The sequence below is a fragment of the Aliiglaciecola lipolytica genome (assembly GCF_018860635.1).
Taxonomy (GTDB): domain Bacteria; phylum Pseudomonadota; class Gammaproteobacteria; order Enterobacterales; family Alteromonadaceae; genus Aliiglaciecola; species Aliiglaciecola lipolytica_A.
Genome location: NZ_JAHKPT010000014.1, coordinates 1 through 22751 on the forward strand (window position 1 = coordinate 1; position 22751 = coordinate 22751).

18 protein-coding genes are annotated in these 22751 nt (G+C 43.2%); 3 read left to right on the top strand and 15 right to left on the bottom strand.

Translation table 11 applies throughout. The features are described 5' to 3' along the window. Positions 1-694: 694 nt before the first annotated feature. The 15 genes from KO530_RS06115 to KO530_RS06185 all read right to left on the bottom strand — a co-directional run bounded on the left by KO530_RS06115 (position 695) and on the right by KO530_RS06185 (position 16271). Positions 695-1699 carry an AgmX/PglI C-terminal domain-containing protein gene (locus KO530_RS06115; RefSeq protein WP_216047533.1) on the bottom strand — a complete coding sequence of 335 codons (1005 nt, stop codon included), beginning with the start codon at positions 1697-1699 and terminating at the stop codon, positions 695-697. After that, positions 1696-2226 carry an ExbD/TolR family protein gene (locus KO530_RS06120; RefSeq protein WP_216047534.1) on the bottom strand — a complete coding sequence of 177 codons (531 nt, stop codon included), beginning with the start codon at positions 2224-2226 and terminating at the stop codon, positions 1696-1698. Before KO530_RS06120 ends, KO530_RS06115 begins: the two co-directional genes overlap by 4 nt. A 13-nt stretch (positions 2227-2239) precedes the next feature. After that, positions 2240-2779 carry an ExbD/TolR family protein gene (locus tag KO530_RS06125; RefSeq protein WP_216047535.1) on the bottom strand — a complete coding sequence of 180 codons (540 nt, stop codon included), beginning with the start codon at positions 2777-2779 and terminating at the stop codon, positions 2240-2242. Positions 2780-2785: 6 nt separating this feature from the next. Further along, positions 2786-3439, bottom strand: coding sequence for a MotA/TolQ/ExbB proton channel family protein (locus KO530_RS06130; RefSeq protein WP_216047536.1), 654 nt, complete (start codon positions 3437-3439; stop codon positions 2786-2788). Between the two features lie 123 nt (positions 3440-3562). Next, a complete protein-coding gene (locus KO530_RS06135) occupies positions 3563-3907 on the bottom strand; it encodes a hypothetical protein (RefSeq protein ID WP_216047537.1) in 345 nt (114 codons plus the stop codon). After that, positions 3904-4719, bottom strand: coding sequence for a tetratricopeptide repeat protein (locus tag KO530_RS06140; protein WP_216047538.1), 816 nt, complete (start codon positions 4717-4719; stop codon positions 3904-3906). The genes KO530_RS06135 and KO530_RS06140 overlap by 4 nt, the downstream gene beginning before the upstream one ends. Next, positions 4706-7651, bottom strand: a complete 2946-nt coding sequence (locus KO530_RS06145; protein ID WP_216047539.1) for a tetratricopeptide repeat protein — start codon at positions 7649-7651, stop codon at positions 4706-4708. Before KO530_RS06145 ends, KO530_RS06140 begins: the two co-directional genes overlap by 14 nt. Continuing rightward, a complete protein-coding gene (locus tag KO530_RS06150; RefSeq protein ID WP_216047540.1) occupies positions 7648-9567 on the bottom strand; it encodes a hypothetical protein in 1920 nt (639 codons plus the stop codon). Before KO530_RS06150 ends, KO530_RS06145 begins: the two co-directional genes overlap by 4 nt. Positions 9568-9618: 51 nt before the next feature. Then, positions 9619-10155 carry a hypothetical protein gene (locus tag KO530_RS06155; protein WP_252728914.1) on the bottom strand — a complete coding sequence of 179 codons (537 nt, stop codon included), beginning with the start codon at positions 10153-10155 and terminating at the stop codon, positions 9619-9621. Positions 10156-10163: 8 nt separating this feature from the next. Next, positions 10164-11306 (bottom strand): DUF3570 domain-containing protein, encoded by a 1143-nt coding sequence (locus KO530_RS06160; protein WP_216047541.1) that lies wholly within the window; start codon positions 11304-11306, stop codon positions 10164-10166. Positions 11307-11319: 13 nt separating this feature from the next. Then, on the bottom strand, positions 11320-11565 hold the full coding sequence (locus KO530_RS06165) for a DUF4266 domain-containing protein (RefSeq protein ID WP_216047542.1): 246 nt from the start codon (positions 11563-11565) through the stop codon (positions 11320-11322). A 56-nt stretch (positions 11566-11621) separates the two neighbouring features. Further along, positions 11622-12134: a TlpA family protein disulfide reductase gene (locus tag KO530_RS06170; RefSeq protein ID WP_216047543.1), complete on the bottom strand. Its 513-nt coding sequence runs from the start codon at positions 12132-12134 to the stop codon at positions 11622-11624. Positions 12135-12171: 37 nt separating this feature from the next. Continuing rightward, the gene (locus tag KO530_RS06175; protein WP_216047544.1) at positions 12172-12816 is read right to left on the bottom strand and encodes an outer membrane beta-barrel domain-containing protein; all 645 of its coding nucleotides are present in this window, start codon (positions 12814-12816) and stop codon (positions 12172-12174) included. After that, a complete protein-coding gene (locus KO530_RS06180) occupies positions 12786-13526 on the bottom strand; it encodes an SH3 domain-containing protein (protein WP_252728916.1) in 741 nt (246 codons plus the stop codon). The genes KO530_RS06175 and KO530_RS06180 overlap by 31 nt, the downstream gene beginning before the upstream one ends. Positions 13527-13538: 12 nt before the next feature. Beyond that, positions 13539-16271, bottom strand: a complete 2733-nt coding sequence (locus KO530_RS06185; protein WP_216047546.1) for a hypothetical protein — start codon at positions 16269-16271, stop codon at positions 13539-13541. A 903-nt stretch (positions 16272-17174) separates the two neighbouring features. Here KO530_RS06185 and KO530_RS06190 point away from each other — a divergent pair. From KO530_RS06190 to KO530_RS06200, 3 genes are read left to right on the top strand one after another with little or no spacing between them, the layout of a single operon-like run. Further along, on the top strand, positions 17175-18326 hold the full coding sequence (locus tag KO530_RS06190) for a hypothetical protein (protein WP_252728918.1): 1152 nt from the start codon (positions 17175-17177) through the stop codon (positions 18324-18326). A gap of 2 nt (positions 18327-18328) precedes the next feature. After that, positions 18329-20797 (top strand): LamG domain-containing protein, encoded by a 2469-nt coding sequence (locus tag KO530_RS06195; protein ID WP_216047547.1) that lies wholly within the window; start codon positions 18329-18331, stop codon positions 20795-20797. Positions 20798-20820: 23 nt separating this feature from the next. Continuing rightward, positions 20821-22419 (top strand): general secretion pathway protein GspF, encoded by a 1599-nt coding sequence (locus tag KO530_RS06200; protein ID WP_216047548.1) that lies wholly within the window; start codon positions 20821-20823, stop codon positions 22417-22419. The last annotated feature ends 332 nt before the right edge of the window (positions 22420-22751 follow it).

Below are 22751 nucleotides of genomic sequence, written 5' to 3' on the forward strand. Positions count from 1 at the left end.
CTGTGGGGATCCCTCAGGCTAAGGCCCGTGCTACAGACATTAGTAGCGCGGCGTTTATGCCGTGATTTGTTTGAATCATATATGCCACGAGCTAAAGCCCGTGCTACAGACATTAGTAGCACGGTATTTATGCCGTGATTTGTTTGAATCATATATGCCACGAGCTAAAGCCCGTGCTACAGACATTAGTAGCACGGTATTTATGCCGTGAATTGGTTGAATTGTTTACCGCGAACTAAAGCCCGTGCTACAGACATTAGCAGCACGGCATTTATGCCGTGGATTGGTTGAATTGGTCACCGCGGGCGAAAGCCCGTGCTACAGACATTAGTAGCACGGCATTTATGCCGTGGATTGGTTGAATTGGTCACCACGGGCCAAAAGCCGTGCTACAGACATTAGTAGCACGGTATTTATGCCGTGGATTGGTTGAATTGTTTACCGCGAGCTAAAGCCCATGCTACAGGACATTAGTAGCACGGTATTTATGCCGTGGATTGGTTGAATTGGTCACCGCGGGCGAAAGCCCGTGCTACAGACATTAGTAGCACGGTATTTATACCGTGATTTGTTTGAATCGTATACGCCACGGGCAAAAGCCCATGCTACAGGACATTAGTAGCACGGCATTTATGCCGTGGATAGGTTGAATTGTTTACCGCGAGCTAAAGCCCGTGTTGCAGGATATTGAGAATTAAAATGGGAAAAAGTCTAAGGAGTAATCCAAAATCGTAGCGGTTACTTGATCAGCACCAAAGTTCATCAATCGAATCCGATTAAGTAACTTTTCTTCCAACTCTGGAAAGTCCAATTCACTAGATACCAGTTTTACTTTGGTCACAGAACCATCAGGGGCGATTTCGAGGTTAACCGTAATTTTTCCCTGTAAACTGGGATCATCTCTTAAAGCTCGACGATAAATGGTGTACAAGGCACCTTTGTTGACATCAAAACCTTTACGAATCGATTCAATATCTCGACTGCCTAGCACAGTATCTTCGGTGACTAGCTCTTTAGCAGCAAGAGACGCTAAACCTTCATTGGGGGCATCAAATTCTGTGGTTTTACGGCCAGCTAATTGGCCTCTTGCTCCCACGTCAGTTGATAAATCGCTGGTGTTTAAACCGCCACTTTTATCTGCCACTTTTTTGCCCACAAAAGCACGTTGCTGTTCATTAGTTTTGCCTGCACCTTTGATCATTTCGGTATCCGCCAAATTATTTATATTGGCTTGCTCACGCATACTGTTCAAATCATCGGTAAATTGTAGCAAACCGCTTTGACTGGCTTTTTCCCTAGCTTGGTTGGCTAATTCTGCGTCAGTTGGTTTTTTCACCTCGACTTTAGGTTGCGGTTTTTCTTTCGGTTTTTCTGCCTTTTTTTCTGGCTTTGGTGGCTTGGGCGGTTCTTTTGGCTGCTCTTTTTTAACCTCAGGAATCTCTTCCGGAATGGGTTTAGGCGGCTCTATAGGTTTAGGTGGTTCAACTTTTTGAGCCTCGATAATTCTAGTCAACTGGGGCGGAACCCGCTCCTTTTCTTCTCGGGTTTGCTCTGGTAACTGCTGCAATTTAACGATTAGGGCCAGCATAAAGGTAATCGCTAAAACCCCAATGGTTAATTTGCTGAAAAATTTGTTTTCCTGCTCACTAGAAGACCAGGGCAACTGGCTTCTAAACTGATAATGACTTAGGGAACTCATTTATCCCCCTCAGCTGGTAGATGTTGCTCTACCGCAAGAGATATATTGGTATAGCCCGCTTGCGCGCAAGTTTGCATTATTTTTTTAAGTAAACTGTAAGGAATAGCCTGATCACCCATTATGGTAATCGCTCGAGCAATCTCATTTGGATCTTGTTCTTCACTGCTGTCAACCGCAATAATTTTTGTGCGACTTTTTTGATAGGTTAGCTCTTTTTCGAGTGCAGGAATGATCTCATCAGATTGTGACATCACCTGAGCAACGTCAGCCATTTTTTGACCTTGCAGTAAAATATGCTGGGCATTTACCAGCAAAACTAAGGTTTCTTGGGCTGCCGTATCGGCTGTAGATTCTGGCAATTTAACACTTTTATCAGTTTGTAAAACCTGCACATCTGATGCATTAAACATTAAGAAAAATACCAGAATCGTAAAAATATCCATTAACGATACCAAACTTAGTTTGGACGTTTGTGCCATGCGCTTGTGATGTCTCTCCATGCGAGAGGCGCGTACTGATTTTTTCATCGCTAATCCTCTGCTATGGGGTTTGGTTCGATTGGTTAGAAACGTCTTCTAGTGGCGCATCACCCAATGAAATTTGTGGAAACAATTCAGCTTGAACCACAGATGCCACTACGACGTCTTCATATGAACGGGTGGTATCCATTAATGCCACTATGACCTGATAAGGTATGTCATGTTCTAGCAACAATGTGGCTTGGTTCTTTTCCAATTCTTGATTTTTGAGCGTTTGTTTAATTTGTTTTAACACATATTGCAGCGCTTCATAATCATACTCTTGATCCAAGTTTGGAATCGATTTAACTAAATATCCTTGGGGATAAAAAACTTCGAGACCAGAGTGACGCACGATAATTTCCAACTGTTTGTCTTCTTCATCCAAATCAGTTTGCTCTGAGGCTTCACCAAGTTCTGGTAACGTCAGTTCTAAAACGGTGATTCGAGAAAACACCATCATCATCAGTAACACAGGCACTAAAACTATCATCAAATTCATAAATGAAGTGATATCTAATTCCGCATCCTGCTTTTGCAGACGTTTTTTTCTGCCCAACATATGGAATTAATCCGTGTTACGTGAACGGGTAGAAATTGCCTGGCGTCCCATCAAGGTGTTTAAACACTTCACCCCAGCCATTTCCATACTATCAATAATCTCAGTGGTTTTAGTTTGCAATATAGAATGACAAGCCAACAGCGGAATAGCCGCTATCAAGCCAAATGCAGTTGTATTCATGGCCACAGAGATACTTTGTGAAAGTAAGCTAGCCTTTTCTGATGGATCGGCAGTTGCAACGGCTGAAAACGCAGCGATAAGACCAATAATAGTCCCTAACAAGCCTAACAAAGTAGATATATTCGCCAATGTAGCTAGGTAAGCTGTGCGCTTCTCTAAACGCGGCGTCGTCTCCATCAAGCCCTCTTCCATGGCGTATTCAATATCTTCACGGCGTTGGCTCAACGACATTCTGGCGATACCGGCGCCAATGATGCGACTGATGGGCGCTTTATTCGTTTTGCCAAAATTCAAAATGCCTTCATAGTTGGCAGATTCCAACATAGGTTCGATTAACTTGAATGCTTTTTGATTGGTTTTTTTCGCCTTGCTTAAAAACACGTAGCGCTCAATTGCGATAGCGACTCCTAATGCCAGAACCACAGCAATGGGAAACATAAAGGAACCACCTTCTTGAAAGAAGCGAACTATAATATCCATAAAATTACCTTAATTTTGCAATACCGACAGTCTACGCATTACTGTCTGTTTTTAGCGTATGTGATTATCCACACAGTTAATCATTTTAATAACTTACTACTCGGCTGTTAGCCAGTTATTGTTTTATTTTTTACCCGTAGCGCGTTCAAAGTGTTCCACTTTGCGGGTGAACTCTTCACGATCTAACGGCATAAAGTCTTGTTCTATTCGTTTTACAAAAGGGCTCGGTAGGGATGCCTTATCTCGCGGAGGTTGCCAAGGCACAATTGATAACACTCTTGGCTGTTCCCTATTACCTCGAATTGTATCTTGGATCAGTATTTTTCCGTTTACCTCAGTGACTATTTGATTGGATTTTGTCTCGTCTTGATTAGTATCTAAGGGTTGCTGCTCAGATTGCGCAAACACACTAACAGAACTGAACAAAGTAATGAATGAGAAGCTTAACATTTTGGGTCTAATTTTCATTTGTTAACTCCATTTTGAGATTTTGCAATCTGCCGCTGTAAATCAGCTATCCAGCCCCTAACTTGTCGTTTAGGCTTGTCCTGTAACCCTTGATAAAGCTCGTAGTTTTCAAGTGCTAGTTGCTTTTTACCCAGATACAAATCATACAATATTCCCAAGTTTAAATAGGCATTGTCATAAGCAGGATAACTGCTAATAGCATATTGATAATGCTGTTCAGCTAGCTCAAACTCGCCCATTTCTCGGAATACTTTGGCTAAACGATTATGCGCAAAATAATTATGTTGGTTCAAGCCAAGGGCCGTTTCATAATCCGCCTTAGCAGCAACTAAATAGGCTTTTTTTTGTTCTTCGTGGTTATTCTCGGTGTCTGCAAATTGTTGCATTTTCAGATCACCTAACTGTACCCAAGGACCGGATAATGTGGGTTCTTGGCTAATCAATTTTTGCAATAACTGGTTGGCCTGTTTGAGGTTTCCCGCCTGCTTCGCGGCAAGGGCTTGGTCAAATTGGTATTTAACTGACGCTTTTACCGCAGTAGAGCCTGACAAATATAAATTTGGTTGGGATTTTAATGCTAAAATCTTGACCTGCATGGGATCCAAAGGGGCAACTTCTGGGGTTATAGCATTGCTATTAGTTTGTTGCTCACTCAACGTTTCCTGAGACGCAGATTCAGAGGTCGATGGCGAGCTAAAAAGACTGTCCATACTGGCACAACCAGGTAACAACACAATCAAGCCCAATAGTGCATAAAAACAGCCAACAGAATGCCAAAATTTGTTCGTTACCTGCGCGTTAGAAAATCGCATTGGTGGCCTCCGATAACTGTTCTTGTTTGTTATAACGGCCAGGTAACAGTTTACGCAACGCATCGAAGCTTTCCTTCACCCAGCGATCGTATACCCCTTGCCAAGTGCGCTGAATATTCGCTTCATGGATACCAATAGCCTGCTCTTCAAACGGATAGGCTTGTTCTTCAAGAAGAATATTATATTGCTCCAATTCCAACTCAGACAAGCCTTTAGGTCGCTCAGAGTCCATTAGGTCCCGGGCTAACTGTCCATATATTTCACCAATTTTAAAATTAGCCACTGTACTAAATTCAGCGATTTTGTATTCCAGTGTTGCATTTAAAGAATCGAGCGCTTTATCTAATACTTGGCGTTTTTTAGTTAAACTCTTGTTCAAGGGCAAGGATAACTTGACGCGGTTGAACGCCTGTACGTCATCCTCAGCAAAGACCATAGAAGCCATTGCTGCAAGATAGCGTGAACGGTCTGTGCGGGCTTCACTCGCTTGCCCATCACCTTGAATTAGCTTTTTGAGCCAAAATCGTCGTTTCGCCTGTTCGTTGCTTTGCGCATAAAACTCACTCATTTGAAAACGTGCTTCAGTGACTTGGTTAAATGGCAGCGGATAACGATGAGCATAGGTGCGATAACTATCAAGTGCAGCATCCCGTTGCTCGGCCTTGAGATAATATTGGGCAGCAATATACAGAGCTTCGCGACCTTCTTCTGAATCTGGATTGGCTTGCCACAATTGTTTCAATTCGTTAGCGGCAGGCAACCAGTTTTGGTTTTGTTGATAGGCAAATATCAGTTTATCTTGTATGTTTTCAGCCAACGAATGGGCTGCAAAACGTACTCTGAAGTCTTCTAACAACCCTATTGCTTCTGGCCACTGCTTCAATTCCATCAAATAGGTTGCCGCATCATATTGTGCGTTAACACGTGCGCTACTGGTAGGAGCCTTGGCAATGACTCTCAAAAAGTCTTCGATTGCTAAGGCGACATATTGTTTTGCGAGATTCCCTTCCGCCTGTTTATAAATACTGGCGGCCAATCGTTCAAGCATGTCCTTATAAAGAGGGTCATCTTGGTTTAATTCAGCCAAAATTTGTTCGTAACTCAATTCAGCTCGTTGATATTGTTGCAGCGCAAACTCACTATGGGCAATCACTAATTGACCGGCCATTTTTCGTTCCTCACTGACCTCTGGCTGCCAAGACAAAACAACTTCTGCGCTTTTGATTGCTGGTAAATAACGTTGTAAATCAAATAGCTGCTGCATGGTGTCATACTGCACATCCACGGCTCTAGGATCATCACTAAATCGACTGACAAATTGTTGTTGGCTAGCAAGTTGTTCATCCTGCCAGTGTTGTTGCGCGGCAACATCAGTCAAGGTTTCTCGTAGAGCCCTAAATGATAAAATCGCCGCATAACCTGCTTCTGCAGCTCTGGGTTCATTAAGATATTCGTAAGCATATCTTTCATAGGCGGTGATGGCTTGTTGATAATTTTGAGCTTCAAATAAGCTTTCTGCCAAATTGAAGGTAATTTGCGGAGTTAAGTCATCGTGAGGAAAGGTTTCAATAAACTCGCGGTACAAACTAGCCGCCTGAGCGTAAGCAATTTGTGCTTTTTGACGATTGTCATCTACCTTATCTAACTGCTCTTCCGTTGGTTGATTGGCGGCCTTGGTTAACAATTGCGCTTTACTATGTTCGTACTGCGCAAGTTCTTGAATATAAGCTTTCAAGAAAGGTTTTACTTCTTCTTGAATCAGTTGTCCCCAATCTTGCCAAAATGGTCCGTTAATACCGTATTGGTCAACAAAATCTTGTTTGGCCGGTAATACGAATGTTGGGAATTTACCAATAATGTATGCATCAATTTGTTTTACCGCAAACACCGGCGCTTGATTATGCTCTGGATGAACGTCAGTAAAACCTCGATACACTAAAGCACTATCTCTAAAGCGATCTTCGTTTAAAAATTGTTGACCTAAACGGTCGTAAACTAAATTTTCGTAATGGCGTTCGCCTACTTGCTGATAGAAAGCTTTAATACTTTGCTCAGCGCCTTGATATGAAAACAGCAGCGCCATGATACGAATACTATCGTTGACTAGCCGCTTTTCTCCAACCGGCAATTTTTCTAATTGCTGTTCAGCATTCAATTGTCTCAACATCTGAAAATCTATCACGCTATTGGGTAATTTTTGATCCAGTAGTTGAGTAAAGGCCAATAACGCGTCTTGATAAAGTTCGACTTTAAAATAGCTCCAGCCCAACATATAGGCTGCGGTCATGAAGTAGTCAGTATAAGGGCCTTGTTCGAGCACGGTCTGATAAGCCTGAATAGCCGCACTGTAATCTTTATTGTTGAATAGAATTTCACCGCGTCTGAACTGCAATTCAGCTAAATAAAGGGTGTGAGGGTATTTACTTAAAAGCCTATCTATTACTTGCAAACTCTGCTGCGACTCACCTTGCAAATCATGGGCCTTGGCTAATTGATAAAGAACCTCTGCATTTTCCTTTTGTTCAGGATGACGTTCCAAAATTGATTGATATTGGGCAATTGCAAGGTCATAAACACCCCTATCCATGGGATCGGAACCAACCTCTTGCTGTTGCTCAGCGAGCAATACTTCTAAATCCGCCAGACGATATTGTACGATTTTTATGGTTTCTTGATCCTCGACGATATCCAGTAAACTCACGTACGCATCGCGCAATGTCTTTAGTCCCTGATCGGGCAAGGGGTCATGATTCAAAGTCACAGGCTCAAAGTAGAATTCTCCCAGCGTTTTACGTTTTTCCACAGAATTGACCGCTGGTGGTTCGTCAAACATGCCTGCACACGCGAGCAAATAAAAAGTACTGATAAGCAAGACTAACGAACGAAGCGTACGGACTGAAAATAGTCGTGAAAAATAAACAGGTTGGCTCATTGTTTTGCCCCCTGTTTGTCAGCTTCGGCTTTTCTATAGGCTTTATCGTTAAGTCTTACTACGGCTAACTGGGCCTGTAACTCATAACTTTCCAATTGCGCAATTTGTTGGTTTATTTGTTCCACAAATAACAAATTTAAACTTGCCAACTGTTGGCTTTGTATAGATTGATTGCGTCGCTGCTGCACCTCAAGATTTTCTTGTAGTTGTGCGATCCGTTGTCGCTGCGCAGGGTATTCAGGTGTCTGATTTAGTCGAGCGATGAGTTGTGCTTGCTGTTGTGCGGTTTGCGCAATCAATTCATCCAATTCGTTTAACAATTTCTGTGCTTGCCAACGTCTTTTAGAGTAAGACTCAGAAGCATTCCAAATCATTATTCCTTCTAACCGTTTTAGACGGTCTGCATAGAGAGGTTTCAAAGGTTTTTTATTCAACGTTAACCAAGCATCACTAACATCTTTATGTCGTTGCTGAGCGCGTTCAAGTCGTGCTTGCCAATCCAGCTCTTGCTGCTCGGCTAATATTTTGGGCTCAGTTGAAGATTGTACTAACTTCGCCTGCAGCGAATCTCGTAACATTTGGTATTGTTGCAATTTAGACAATAAATCGTTTTGTTTAAGGGCCTGCTGTCGTGACTGCGCTTCTTGTTGACGCTCATCCAACATTAGACTGAATGTATCAAGCTGCTGTTGCCAGCGTTCAAACCGCGCTTGCAGAGTTAAACTCTCTTCCAGCCAAGCTATTTTATTCCGAAATGCGCTACTGAGCATTATCGATGATAAATGGGCAGGTATTTGCAGTGACCAATCCTTGGTCTTCGCCAATTGAATAAAATATTGGTCGTCAATTTCCTGTTGATGGGCACGTAAAAAATCTTTTTCTAGGGCAAAGCGTTTTAATCCTCGCTGTAAATTATCCAATGCCTGAGTCGGTGCAAATGCCTGTTCAAACGCATAGGCTGAAGCCAAATACGATTCCATTACATATTCGTTGCTGCGCGGTTGTTGTTGTAAACGTTGCCAAGCCGATAAAGCGATTTGATATTCTTCTCTTTGCGCGGCAGCCCAACCATAACCAAGTAATGCTGAGTCAGAATCTAAACTATCAAGTCGAACTCGATTAAAGGCGTCTAATGCATTTAATGCTTGCTGATTTTTAAGATGGGCATAGCCAATTGTTAGATTAGCTCGGTCTCGCAGTGCATCGGTTTCAGTTTGGTCGACTACGGTTAACGGTGACCACCATCCACCTAGCAAGTCGTCCAAAAAACTGCTATCGGATAAGCCAATTTGTTCTAAGGTTTCAATCCCTTGCACATACTGATTAGATTGAAGTTGATGCAAACCTTGATTATAAATCACGTATTGGCGAAAAACCGAATCATCAGATAATTCATTTAACCAATAGCTGTTGTCCCGAGCCACAGTAATAGATTGGCTGGTCTGCCAATTGAACAGCTGACTTTGCATATATAACCATTGGTCTTTGTCTTGTGTTTGTAGATATTGGTCAGCATTATCTATATTGATCTTATTCAAAATAGTCGATGCAGCTTGGTATTGCTGCTTTTCAAACAATGATTTACCTAACAAAAACCAAGCTTGAGTTTGTGTCTCCAAGGTTGCGGCTTTAGTCAATAACTGATTAAAAATCTCAGCCGCTTGGTCATCTAGGCCATAAGCTAAGCTAATGCCACCTTTGAGTAGCTGCGGATCGACTCCTGGCTGGGTAATTTTTGATAACGAGTCGGGACAGGCTTGTTGGAGTATCTCAAATTGGGTTAAGGCTTGATAGAAGTCGTGTTGGAAGTAGAAATACAAAATTTCTTGATATGCTTTATCGACTAAGACGGTGTCACATTTTTGTGCCGACAAAACCGGTCCACTGAGCATCAGCCAGGCGAACACTGACAACATTGAATTTCGTAGGATTAAAAACTTTTTAACCATTGAACAAAATTCCAATCACTAAAGTTCTACCACTGTAAACTCAGGTTGCTGCTTCCCAGTTTGGTCATTAATATTGAGCTCCAACGCTTTGGCATCGGAGTCTTTAGTGAAGGTTAAGCTAGTCGCTCTTTTAAATTCACGCCCTTGTGGACCTAAGCCAATAAAAAACGCACTAATCTGATGTTTCCCTTGTGCTAAATTGCCAATATGTAAGCGTTGCGCACCACCACGGTAGAGCGCATCGACTTGACGGTCTGTGTAGAGGTATTCGGTTACGACTTTGTCGTCAATTTTCAATTCCACCGCATCTAACTTGAAGTAAGTACCTACATCCACGGAAAGGTACACCACAAGTTGAGTGCTTGATGGGAAAAGCAAATCTTCCTCAAGTACAAACAAATCTCGATTAAGCGCAATCACCTCTTTTCTTAATTGTTGTAATTGCTTTGCAACCGTCTGTTGTTCAGTGACATCTGATTGCTGCGCATTGCTTTGAAATACAATCGAGAACAATAAAGTAGTCAGCATAAAAGTGCGTAAAGTCATCAGTTTCATCTCGTTCCCTAATACCAAAACGACACATATAAGCGTGTCACATTGGCAGAAAATTCAAATAAAGGTTCTTCACCAACAGGTGCATCGGCCAAAACATTTCTAAAGTCATCATACTGGAAGCGCAGATGGTCTAATTCGTAATTTATCGTACCTTTTTTTACCCAAGAACTCTGAGAAAATCGGTATTCATAGCTGACACTCAAACCAACAGAGGTATTTTTAAATGAGCTCATTTCCTTGTCACGGGCACGAAAATTAAATTCAGCGCTGCGAGCAAATAAATCTTGATAAAAATCAGCATTACCTTGTTGATATTGCCTAACCCGTAAATCCAAAATCCAATTGTCACCAAAGGTATGGATATAACCAATTTTGTAACTATTGGCATCTATTCCCCAAGTATCTGAAAAGACTCTCGCTTCACCATAAATGCTGGCTCGATAAGGTAAATAGTAATTCAGATTGATTGCGGCGGCGTTACTGGTACGGGTATTTGGATAAACTTCCGTTTCGAAACGATATCCCCGATCGGCGGTCGGATCAACATAACGCACTGCACGATAGGGATTATTTAAGTAACCTTCGTCTGAAATGTTTTCGAAGTTGATACCAACAATCATATTTTTTGTGAGTACTTGGGTTATACCGAATTGAAATTGTTGACGTTCAGCTTCTTCAAGAAAATTGTCATCACCGCGTTTGCCCACTTCATCCCAACCTTTTGAATAACCCATGCTTAAAGTGGTTAAGTCGCCGAAAAAATCTTGAGAAATACCAAAATGCACCGACCGAGCTTCAAAATCGTTTTCGGAACTGCTGGTAAAGTTAAGATTCATTAAGGTTTTATTGTGAAGGAAATCAACCCCCACGCTATGTTCAGTGCGCTCTTCTTCGTAAGGACTGGCTGTGGCTAATACATCGATGGATGCGCCGGAAATCATGTCTACATAGTAGTTTGCTGAAACCGACACTTTATTACCGATTTGTTTGCGCACCAACACCGATGGGCCATCAATGGACATACCATCGCCTTCATAGGAGTGATACATCACATCAGCACGTTCTTGCGGTAAAACTGCTGCGTAACTGGTACTAGAAACCATCAACAACAATGGCATTAGGATGTAAATAACAAGCTTGGGGTTGTTCATATTAGTGTTCACCCTAGTTGCACCCACAACCACCACCAGCACCGCCTTCCGCACCACGAGCACCTTCGCGCGCTTGGAACGCATGCATTGTATAACTAAAAGATACAGGATTGCGATTTGCACTCATAATTGGGTCAGCCAAATTGTCGCGTTCATAGGGCTTCACCCATGGCTCAATGGAAGTTGCACAGCCGCTGACAAACAGCACGCTGGTGAAAATCAAGCCACCCATACTGTATCGAAGCAGTTGTTTTTTCATCATCAATCCTTGTGTATTTTATTTTTTAAAATCTAGCCAATTATAAAAGTAAGTGCTTACTCTCGAAGTAGCGCTTTAACGACCTTCTCATACTTAGCTTCGTCACCGCTTTTATAACCGTAATGGGTTAAACGTTTATTACCATCACGGTCGATTATCACAGTCGTTGGCATTGCTCTTACATCATAAAGCTTGCTCACTTGATCCTGATTATCGAACAAGACCGGAAAGCTAACGGGAATGTCATTGAGCAAGTTATTCGCTTTTTCAGGGTACTCATCAACATTCACGGCTAAAACGGTAAAACCAAGATCTTCATATTCTTTTTGCATAGCATCAAAATGCGGTAACTCTTCACGGCAAGGAGCACACCAAGAAGCCCAAAAATTGACTATGACCACATTGCCCTGCTGCTCTTCAAGTCGCAAATTTTCACCGCTATTACTTTTCAAGGTGAAATCTGGCGCTGATTGCAACTCGGCAGCTCCTGCGGTAAAGGCTGTTAGTATGGTTAAAGACATCACAGCGATAAACAATAAAACAAAGTTAGATAAGGGTTTTGAATTCATGACAATACTCCGTCAAATATTCTGTTATTTATTAGGCTCAAAAGAAAAACGTGGCACCGAGTCCATACTCGATGTTGTGCGTTGTTTTTTCTTCGCCAATGATTTCACTATTAAAAATGTGGTCTTTTAGCCCCACATGTACTGCAAAATAGTCAGTTAATAACAACCGATACCCTGCTCCTACACTGACGGTGAAACGATTATCGCCGCCGAATTCTGTACTACCTGCGCCTAGCGTAAAATAAGTGGCAGAGTTGAACACCCAATCACGGCTTAAAAACACTTCGCCATTGAGGTTATAACCCAGTGACAGGTCGTAATAACTATATTCTCGTTCGTCTTCAGTTAAGAAAGGCGCGCCGCCACTTAATAACTCAAAACTCGTTTCGCCTGCTGTTGCTTGACCATAACTAGCCTCCACAAAAAAATCTTCATTAATGTGGTAAGTTAATCGTGCTCCAACTAATGAGCTAGATGAAAAGTCTTCGATGCTAATCACGCCAGCGAATAAGCCAATTTCGAAATCTTCAGTATCAATATTCGACTCATTTATATCTCTGCGTTTTAGATCAGGCTCAATCACGTTTTGTACCGCAGCTCGATCATCTGCCTGCGCATAAGCAAAATTGCCTGTACTAATTAAAATGACCCCTAGAAAAAAACTGCAAATCCGAGTTTCCACTCTTCAAGCTCCTCATTTTCATCACGCTCAGTCAGCGCAAGTAAGTTTTGATATTCGAATTTCACGACAAAATTCTGCGCTAGGTAATACCGCACCCCAATCCCACCAACCAATAAATCGTTGGTTCGAGTTTCTTCACCTGATTGCACTAAATTAGCTGTAGGCTTGGTTTTAATTTGTCCAAAACCAAGGCGGAAATACGGCGATAAGCGCCACTCTGGAAACGTTGTGTGGGTCACACTTAACAACCCAAATTGGTTTTCAGAAAAGTCACCCAATGCTTGGCTATAACTCAGTTCTGCGGCAATATTCTCGGTGACGACCCAAGCACCAAAAATACTTAACGACGGCACACCTTCTAGTGAGCCACCGCTGGCGCCCAATTCAAAATCACGTTGTTGATAGCTACTAAAACTGCCATCTTCTATCTGTACAGGCTCACCCTGACTGCTCACAGTAAGCTTGAGTTCATCTAACGACACCCAACCTTCTTTGCCTTTTTGAGTGCGTACCTTAAACCAACTAGTGCGACGTTTAAGAATACTGATCCATTCGCCTTTTTCAGCTACGTGAAAAATTGGATAACCTACAGCGGGTCCTGTGCGCATATCGATATAAGGCTCAACAATTTGCACTTCAGGCAACTGTTCTTCGGCATGCGCCGTATTTATTATTAACATTAACCCGATAAGGGCGATCCACTTTGCCATACTTTCCATCAACTAATCTGCCGGAGCTGCAAAGGGATTATTATAGTATTGAGCGCCAATATCCAGCCATTCAGCGATTAGTTTCAGTTCAGATTTAGTTAACCATCCCTGATGACTGCCACCATCCTCGAAGAGCGTGAAGAAGGCTGCGCTGCTGCGAGCTCCATTAGTGCTTAGAGTATTGGCCACAGTTACCGTTCGATAGATTGGAATTGGGTTGCCCTCAGCATCAAGAATTAGTTCTCCATCTTCATCTAGTTCATAAACGGGGTCACCATTGGCATCAAACACCTGTACTAGGCGATCAACAATGGCGCCTTCATTTAATTCTTGCTCAACATCGGCAAACATCAGTTCACGATAGCTAGTGAGATAATCTGGGTTGTCGGTAGAAACCGAACCACTCAAATCTAATTGAGCAACAGGCACTCGAGGCATTTCAGCTTCATCTGTTGGCGAATGACAGCTCACACAGGTGTTATCTTCGACTACCGTGACACCATCATCAGCAAACACCTCACGTGTTACCTCAAAAATGGGATGGATAGATTCGGGATAATTGATTTGAATCCGACACAGGTTTGTCCAATTTGTCGCGCAGGCTGCAGTAATTGGCAACGGTGAGGATAAGTCGGCGTAGGAATAAGTAAATGATTCCGCTGGCGTGGTTATCGCAGGATCAGTCCAGATATCAACAAATTCTAAGTCAGGTTGTGGATAATCGGCACCATTAATCCGGGCTGCAGTTTGCGCCATGGTTTCACCCAAGTCCGCAAATAACGCTGGATTAGTATTCGGGAAAGGAACGCCTGTGGAAGTCGCGCCAAAATTTATGGATTCGGCTTCAGCACTCAAACGACCGTGGGGCAGTGTGCTTTGTTGTGTATGGCAACCGTTACAAGTTTTGACCTCACCTGGAGCAAACTGTAACCAGTTTTGGTGGCGCGCTCCCACCCGCTTGCCATCAATATCGACCAAACTAAGCGCCAGTGGTAAATTTGCCGGTACTTCAAACATGGTTGAACCGTCAGGTTGAACAGGGACATAACCGATAATTTCACGCATCAATTGACTGCGACTGCGACCAAATGCGGAATTACTAAAATCTTTCACCTCGTCATCGGGAATCGAAACCGATTTGACTACCCTTAAAAACTGCACTGGACGCTGTAATACCGGTGTTTGAGTAGGATCGGCCATCGCCGCGATTCCCTGTGCAGAAGAATCCAGACCGGCAAAATCGTAGACACTACGAATATGCACTTTTGCTAGATTTTCATCAGCCAAGGCTTGTTCATATTCATCCGCTATTTGTGCATTGCCAGGAAAAGCACGCTCTTCCATCGCCAGCGCTTCGGTATACATTTCACCTTCAACAGGCACACCAATAGGAAGCTGGGTATTTTCATTGCCGTCATACATCCAAAGACCGAACAACAGCGGCGCTTCTTGGATATCTGGGTTTTCAAGATGGCTATCGTCACAGGGTAAAATTTTACGTTCAACTACTTCACCCTCAGCAATTTCTTGCTCTGGATCATAAACGCGACATTGACTCCAGCTAAAAATAACTCGTCCACTGCCATCCCACAGTGGATAAACTGATGCAAATCGGCCACCCAACGAAAGGCTGCCATCAATAACAATATTATCAAAAAGGGCTGGGGTTTGTGCCGGTCCAGATAAACCTGTTTGCGAAGCGATGCTTTGGTTGTTGTCGATGTAATTCATGTAATCGATACTGACAAAATCACCACCAATAGTGTCACTATCAAACGGACGGATCGCACTTAATATGCTGCCATCTTGTAATTCTCTGACTTTTACAAACTGCAAACTTTGGGTTGTGCGCTCACTAGCATGACTATGACGGCCATACAGAATCTCGAGACCGGAGCCATCGCTGTTCATTTGATAAAGATTGATGCTGTTATTATTGCCAGCCTGATCCCAACGGCTAAACAAAATTTTACCACTCGTTAGTACAACCGGATCCAAATCATGACTTTGATTGAAAGATATTTGCTGAATGTTGGAGCCATCACTCTCCATCACATGAATCACTGACGCATATTCATCTAAGCCTTCGTCTAAACCAAGATACTGAGGTTTGCCTTCATCTAATAATATTGCCTGATTCCCTGCTTGACGGGTTGAGCTAAATACAATTCGACCATCGGGCAAATAGGTAGGCCCGGTATCTTGCCCTTCTTCGGCTTGAATATCAGAGCTGATCACCCGACGCAATTGGTCAGAAATACGGTTATATTCCCAAATATTCCAAGTTGGTTGTTGATCATCATCTAGCCCTTCAATTTCCGGTGCGCGCATAGCAAACACTAATCGTTCAGAATCATAAGACACATCCACATCTTTCACGTCGTAACCAGCTAAGGGATTTTGTTCTGTAGCTTGTTCGATTTGTTCTGCAGTGAAAAAAGCGCGGTCCGTTATGTTAGTTTCCACTGCACTGGCGGACGCACGGGGCTTAATATATAAAGCCGCTCCGGGCAAAAATTCAAAAGGTTGTCTTAAGTCGTCAGTGATTAACACGCCATCTTCATCTAAAGGTAACGGGCGTTTGACATAAGCTATAGGTACATCAATAACCACGGGATCGGGCTCTTGAGATGACGAAATTAACTGATTTTCCCCGCCACAACTCACTAATAAAAAGCAGATAACTACACAAAGTGCAGTGTTGCGAATCAATTCTGTTGCTGTGCGGCTAAAAATACGTGACATAAATATCGCTGAACCTTCATTTGTTGGAAACTAACTGTTTCGCAACTGGATTAGAGTGTTAACTATTTACTCAAGCTCTGTGGAGCTCAAAAGTATTAATTATCCATCGTAAGCATAAAACTTTAAACTGTCTCTGCTTCACGACAACTCGCCGATACCAGTTAATACATCCTTCGTTCAATTTAATTTGAACCACAATTCAACGGTATTCTATGGGCTAAAGTGTTTCATTAAGTGATTAACAAAACAATTTAAGGATTGATGCATAGTGATAGTTTTTAATACCTTAATTGAATCCACTGGGCGAATAAAACAGCGATAAAAAACGAATAAAAACGCTATGCAGCGCTAACGCTATTATGAGTGTAGCGGATTCAACACGCCATCAAACTCCTCATCAATATGCAGTATCTTACTGTTTTTCTGTTATTTTTTCATAGCACTATGTTGATAAAGTAAATACTTTTAATATTTCGTGTAGTGCTATAAAGACTAATTTATTGCTTTTGCTGCCACTGGAGTCTAAACAATAGTCTCAAATGCCGGTAATCACTGGGCTGGCCTAAAAACTGCTACTTAGCTTAAGATCAACAACTTAGGTTCAAGATGTGAAGTTGAGCAACTGAATTCGTAAGGTTATTTAGGAGTGGACCATCTGAAAAACAACCTCATAATTTGTTGAGCTTGTTTAATCCAAAAGTAATTTGGGTATTAAAATTAACACCCAATAGTAGACTGTCATATTTACCCTTGCTGGCAAATTCGACTATTTTTAGATGTATCGTATTGAGGAGCGCCAGCTTGGAAACAGCAATATCAGAAAAGGGAGAGTATAGATTCCTCCTGCAAAAACTAACTAGACACTTTTTTGGTTGGGCTTCATTATCCCTTATGTGCTTCAGCATGAGTGTTTTTGCTGGCCCCACCGAACAAGCTCAGCGCATGCACAATCGCCTAACGGGCGTGCCAGCGACCTCTAATACTCTCGAACAGATGAGCAGTTTGATTGAGCTAGGAAAAAATTCAGAGGCCGCCTATTTAGCCATGGATAATTCGGCTTTTTACAATGTTACCCTGAAAAACTGGGTGACCCCTTGGACGAATGAAGAAGCTGACGTTTTTGCACCTTTGAATGACTACACGGCAACCGTTATAGGCATGGCTAGGGATGATGTAGATTTTCGTTTGTTATTAAGCGGTAATATTCTTTACGTCGGCGACAATACACTCGATATTCCTGCATACGGCATAGATAACAACGCCCATTATCAGGCATTAGAGGATCAAGAGATTGACCTCAAAGACGGCCTAGTTGCTACGACACAAACCGCGGTCACAGGATTACCAGAAGGTGCTACCGCAGGGGTGTTAACCACCAGGGCTGCGGCAAAATCATTCTTCAAAGACGGGACGAATCGGGCCATGTTCCGATTTACCCTGATCAATCATTTATGCACAGATTTGGAAGGCGTGAAAGACACCAGCCGCGTGCCTGATCGCATTCGACAGGATGTGAGTCGAAGCCCCGGTGGTGATAGCCGAATATTTTTAAATTCCTGTATTGGCTGTCACTCTGGAATGGATCCCTTAGCGCAGGCATTTGCGTATTATGAATATAACTACGATAGCGAAACCGACCCTGACGGTTTAAACGGCAGCTTAAGTTACAACACAGAGGGTCAAGTAGATCCAGAAACCGGTTCAAGAGTCACCGCTAAACACCAAATCAATGGCAATAACTTCCCCTATGGATTTATGATTCAAGATGACAAATGGGACAACTATTGGCGAGCAGGTTTAAATAAAAACTTGGGTTGGGATGCGAGTCTTCCAGGTAGTGGATACGGTGCTAAAAGCATGGGCCAAGAACTTGCCCACAGCGCACAATTTTCTCAATGTCAGGTTAAAAAAGTCTTTCAAAATGTATGCTTGCGCGCACCACAAGACAGTGAAGATTGGGCACAAGTAGATGCAATGGTGGATAACTTCGAAGGAAGTGGATATCAGATTAAACGGGTATTTGCCGATGCCGCTAACTACTGTAAAGGGAGCTAAATATGAGGTTATTATTTCCCTCCCGAATACAACAACTTGGATTGACTGCGTTACTAACCCTATTGCTCAGTGCTTGTGGTGGCAGCGCAGCAAAAGTTGAACAAAACCCGACTCCACCGCTAGTTTCTCAACCCGGCGAGACTTATTCAGGGCCACCAGCAAATACTGACGATGTGCAGCGCTACAAACTTAATTTATGGGACAATATTAGTAGCGCAGAGCGCTGCGGTGCTTGTCACGTTGAAAGTGGTCAATCACCGGAATTTGTTAGAGCGGATGATATTAACCTTGCCTATTCCGCCACTAACCCGTTGGTTAATTTAGACGAGCCAGAAACCTCAACCTTGGTCACTAAAGTTGCCGGTGGTCACAATTGTTGGTTGGCAAGTCCGTCTGCCTGTGCAGATATTATGACTACTTGGATAGCGAATTGGGCCGATAATGATGTCAGTGCGAATAAGATTCAACTAGAAGCACCCGCTCAGAAATCTCCAGGAGCAAATAAAAACTTTCCTGAAGATAGTGCCTTATTTGCAGCAACAGTGCACCCATTATTAGAAACCTACTGTGCCAGTTGTCACACCAATTCAGCAACGATTCCTATATCACCTTATTTTGCATCTAGCGATATAGACGAAGCTTACCAAGCCTCGAAAGCCAGAATCAGTTTAGATACTCCTGAGTCTTCGCGTTTTGTCGGCCGACTCAGAGATGAGTTCCATAACTGCTGGAGTAACTGTAGCAGTGATGCCAGTGAGTTAAGTGCGGCTATCCAAGCCATGGCTGATGGCATAGATATAACCGAACTAGCCCCTGAATTAGTAAACAGCCAAGCCCTAACGTTATTCGAAGGTACCTTAGCCACAGGTGGTGGACGATTCGAAAATGACCTAATTGCCAAGTGGGAATTTAAAACCGGCACAGGAACGACGGCTTTTGACACCAGTGGCGTGGAACCGGCGATTGATTTAACCCTCAGTGGCGATGTTTCATGGATTGGCGGATGGGGGCTACAAATGGTAAATGGCAAAGCCCAAGGAAGCACTGCTAGTAGCAAAAAGTTGCACACTCTGCTGACCGCCACAGGTGAAATGTCAATTGAAGCTTGGGTCGTTCCTGCGAACGTAACCCAAGAAGGTCCAGCCCGCATAATCAGTTATTCAGGTGGCTCTCAAACACGTAACTTCACCCTTGGTCAGACTTTATACAATTATGATTATTTACTTAGAACAAGTAATACTGACGCCAATGGTGAAACTGCATTATCCACAGCTGATGCTGACGAATTACTGCAATCTAGTTTGCAACATGTGGTGATTACATATGATCAAATAAATGGTCGCCAAATCTACGTAAATGGCATGCACTCCGGCGTGACAGATAATGTAGAAGTAGGTAATTTTAACGAATGGAACGACACCTATGCCTTTGTTTTAGGTAACGAAGTATCCAGTGATATTCCATGGGCGGGTTCAATACGCATGGTAGCTGTGCACAATCGAACCTTAACATCAGAACAAATTGCGCAAAATTTCGCAGCCGGTATCGGACAAAAGTTTTTCCTCTTATTTAACGTTACTCAGCACACAGGCATAGCACAAAGTTATGTGGTACTCGAAGTTAGTCAATTTGATAGTTACAGTTATTTATTTGCAGAACCGTTTTTCATTAGCTTGGATGACAATGCGACTATTTCAACGGTTCCTATACAAGGTATGCGTATTGGTATTAACGGACGTGAAGCGACTACAGGTCAGGTTTTCCAGAATTTAGATGTGACAATCACCGATGGCGATTACATCACGGGTGAAGGTCAAGCCCTGTCTTCTCTAGGGACCACAGTGGCAATTGAAAAAAGCCCTGAAGCTGATGAGTTTTTCCTGACTTTCGAGCAACTTGGCAGTGCCACAAATGTAGTAATAGAAGCCGATCCGCCTGCAGCGGCATTACCTGCAGATTTAGAGCCTCAATCTGATATAGGCGTGCGTAACTTTGCTGAAATCAATGCCAGCATGTCAGTGGTAACGGGCGTGCCGACAAGTAACGCCGCAGTAAAAGCATCCTTTGAAAAGCTCAAACAGCAGCTTCCTAGCGTCACAAATATTGATAGCTACTTGGCATCAAACCAAATGGCAGTGACACAAATGGCAATTAAGTACTGTGATCAATTAGTCGAAAATAGCAGTTTACGGGCAAGCTATTTTAGCGGTTTTGATTTCACTCAACCTGCAAATACAGCCTTTATCGAGCAAGATCGCAACCTTATTCTAACGCCATTATTAGACAAAACAATTGGTAACAACATTGCTACCCAGCCGCAAAGAGATGAGGTGAGCAACGAATTAAATAATTTAATCGACACTCTTTCCGATTGCAGTGGCGATAAAGTATGTAACGCCACTTACACCCAAACTATTGTAAAAGCGACATGTGCCGCCACCATTGGTAGCGCAGCGATACTCATTCAATAAGCAGAGAGTTTTAGGTAAATAAAATGAAGAAAACTAAGTTTGACAATTTATCCACCGATGCTCCTCTGCTGCACGATGATCACGCTAAGCCGGTTACGCGTCGTGAGTTTATTTCTCAAGGTTTTACTGCAGGTTTAGGCTCGGTAATGGCAGGTTCAGTATTTAGTATGTTTGCCAACCCTAAAAAAGCCAATGCCGCGTTATCCAGTGATTTAGAGGCATTAAAAGCCAGTTGTGGTATAGCAACTCAAGGAGCGGGAAAAATTCCGTTTATTTGTTTCGATCTAGCTGGCGGAGCAAATATCGCAGGCTCCAATGTGCTGGTTGGCGGTCGTGGCGGACAAATGGATTTCCTTAGCACTGGTGGCTACAGTAAATTAGGTTTACCAGGTGATATGGTGCCTTCAATCATGAACCCAACCTCTGGTTTAAGTGATTTTATCAACAATGAACTGGGCTTAGCTTTTCACGCTGATAGTGCCTATTTGCGCGGTATCTTAGAAAAAGTAAATCCGGCAAATCGCGCCAATATTAACGGTGCAGTGATACCGGCACGTTCCGAAAACGATACCGGTAATAATCCACATAATCCTATGTACGGGATTAACCAAGTGGGCGCCGATGGTTCTCTATTGACCTTAATTGGCTCTCGTAATTCTGATTCAGGTGGCAATAGTATGTCACCGGCATCAATGATAGATACTGCAAAGCGTCCAACTAAAGTCGACCGTCCCTCTGATGTAACCGGGTTAGTGGATACTGGAGATTTAGTTGGACTATTGAGCCAGCAAGACTCAGTAGCAGTCATGGAGTCGATTCAACGTATCAGTGACATGAAGTTGGACAGAGTGAATACGCAAATTACCACCGATGATGTGATCAAAGATTTGGTGCGTTGTGGTTACGTGAAAAGTGCAGATATTACCGACCGCTTCGGCGATCCGTCGTCACTTGATCCTGAATTAGATGGCGACATCGTTGGTCCATCTGGGATTTTCACCCAGCAAGAGTTCGACAGTGATAGTGAATTCCGCAAAACTGCGGCCGTAATGAAACTAGTGATCAACGGCTTTGCCGGGGCTGGCACTATTACTATGGGTGGGTTTGATTATCACACTGGCAATCGCATGGTCGGTGAAACACGAGATTTACGAGCGGGACGCTGCATGGGAGCCTGCATGGAGTACGCTGCGCGCGTAGGCGTGCCGCTAATGATGTACGTTTGTAGTGACGGCTCAGTTTCGAGTAACGGAATGATCGACGATTCAGTGGACGGCCGAGGCAAAGGGGTTTGGACTGGTGATAATTCATCAACTGCGGCATCTTTCTTTTTGGTGTACAACCCCAACGGCACGCCACAACTCATAGGCGCAACCACTGAACAACAAGCACAACATCAACAAATTGGTTATATGCGCAGCGATGCGTCTGTGGAAACCGCCGCGACCCCAGCGGCTAACAATGTTAATTTGTTGGTAGAAACCGTCATTTTGAATTACATGGCGTTACACGGTGAACAAGGTAATTTTAGTAGTTTGTTCCCATCTAATGGGTTGGGAAATAGCACACTGATGGATAGCCTGACCGCCTTTGAACCCATTGTTAGCGGTACCATGTCTTGATGTAACCAACCTGTAGCACGGCCTTTAGGCCATGGAAACCGTTCATCTGGCGGCAAAACCTCTCATCGGAATAAAGCCCGACCTACAAATTCTACCCAAATCCCCCTTGTAGCATGGCCTTTAGGCCATGGAAACTTCTCATCGGAATAAAGCCCGACCTACAAATTCTACCCAAATCCCCCCTTGTAGCATGGCCTTCAGGCCATGGAGATCTATCATCGGGCGGTAGCATGGCCTCCAGGCCATGGAAAACACCCACCAAACTAAATCCAAACGACAAATAATAGCCAATAAAAAAGCCGCTAAACGAAGCGGCTTTGTTAGCTTTAAAA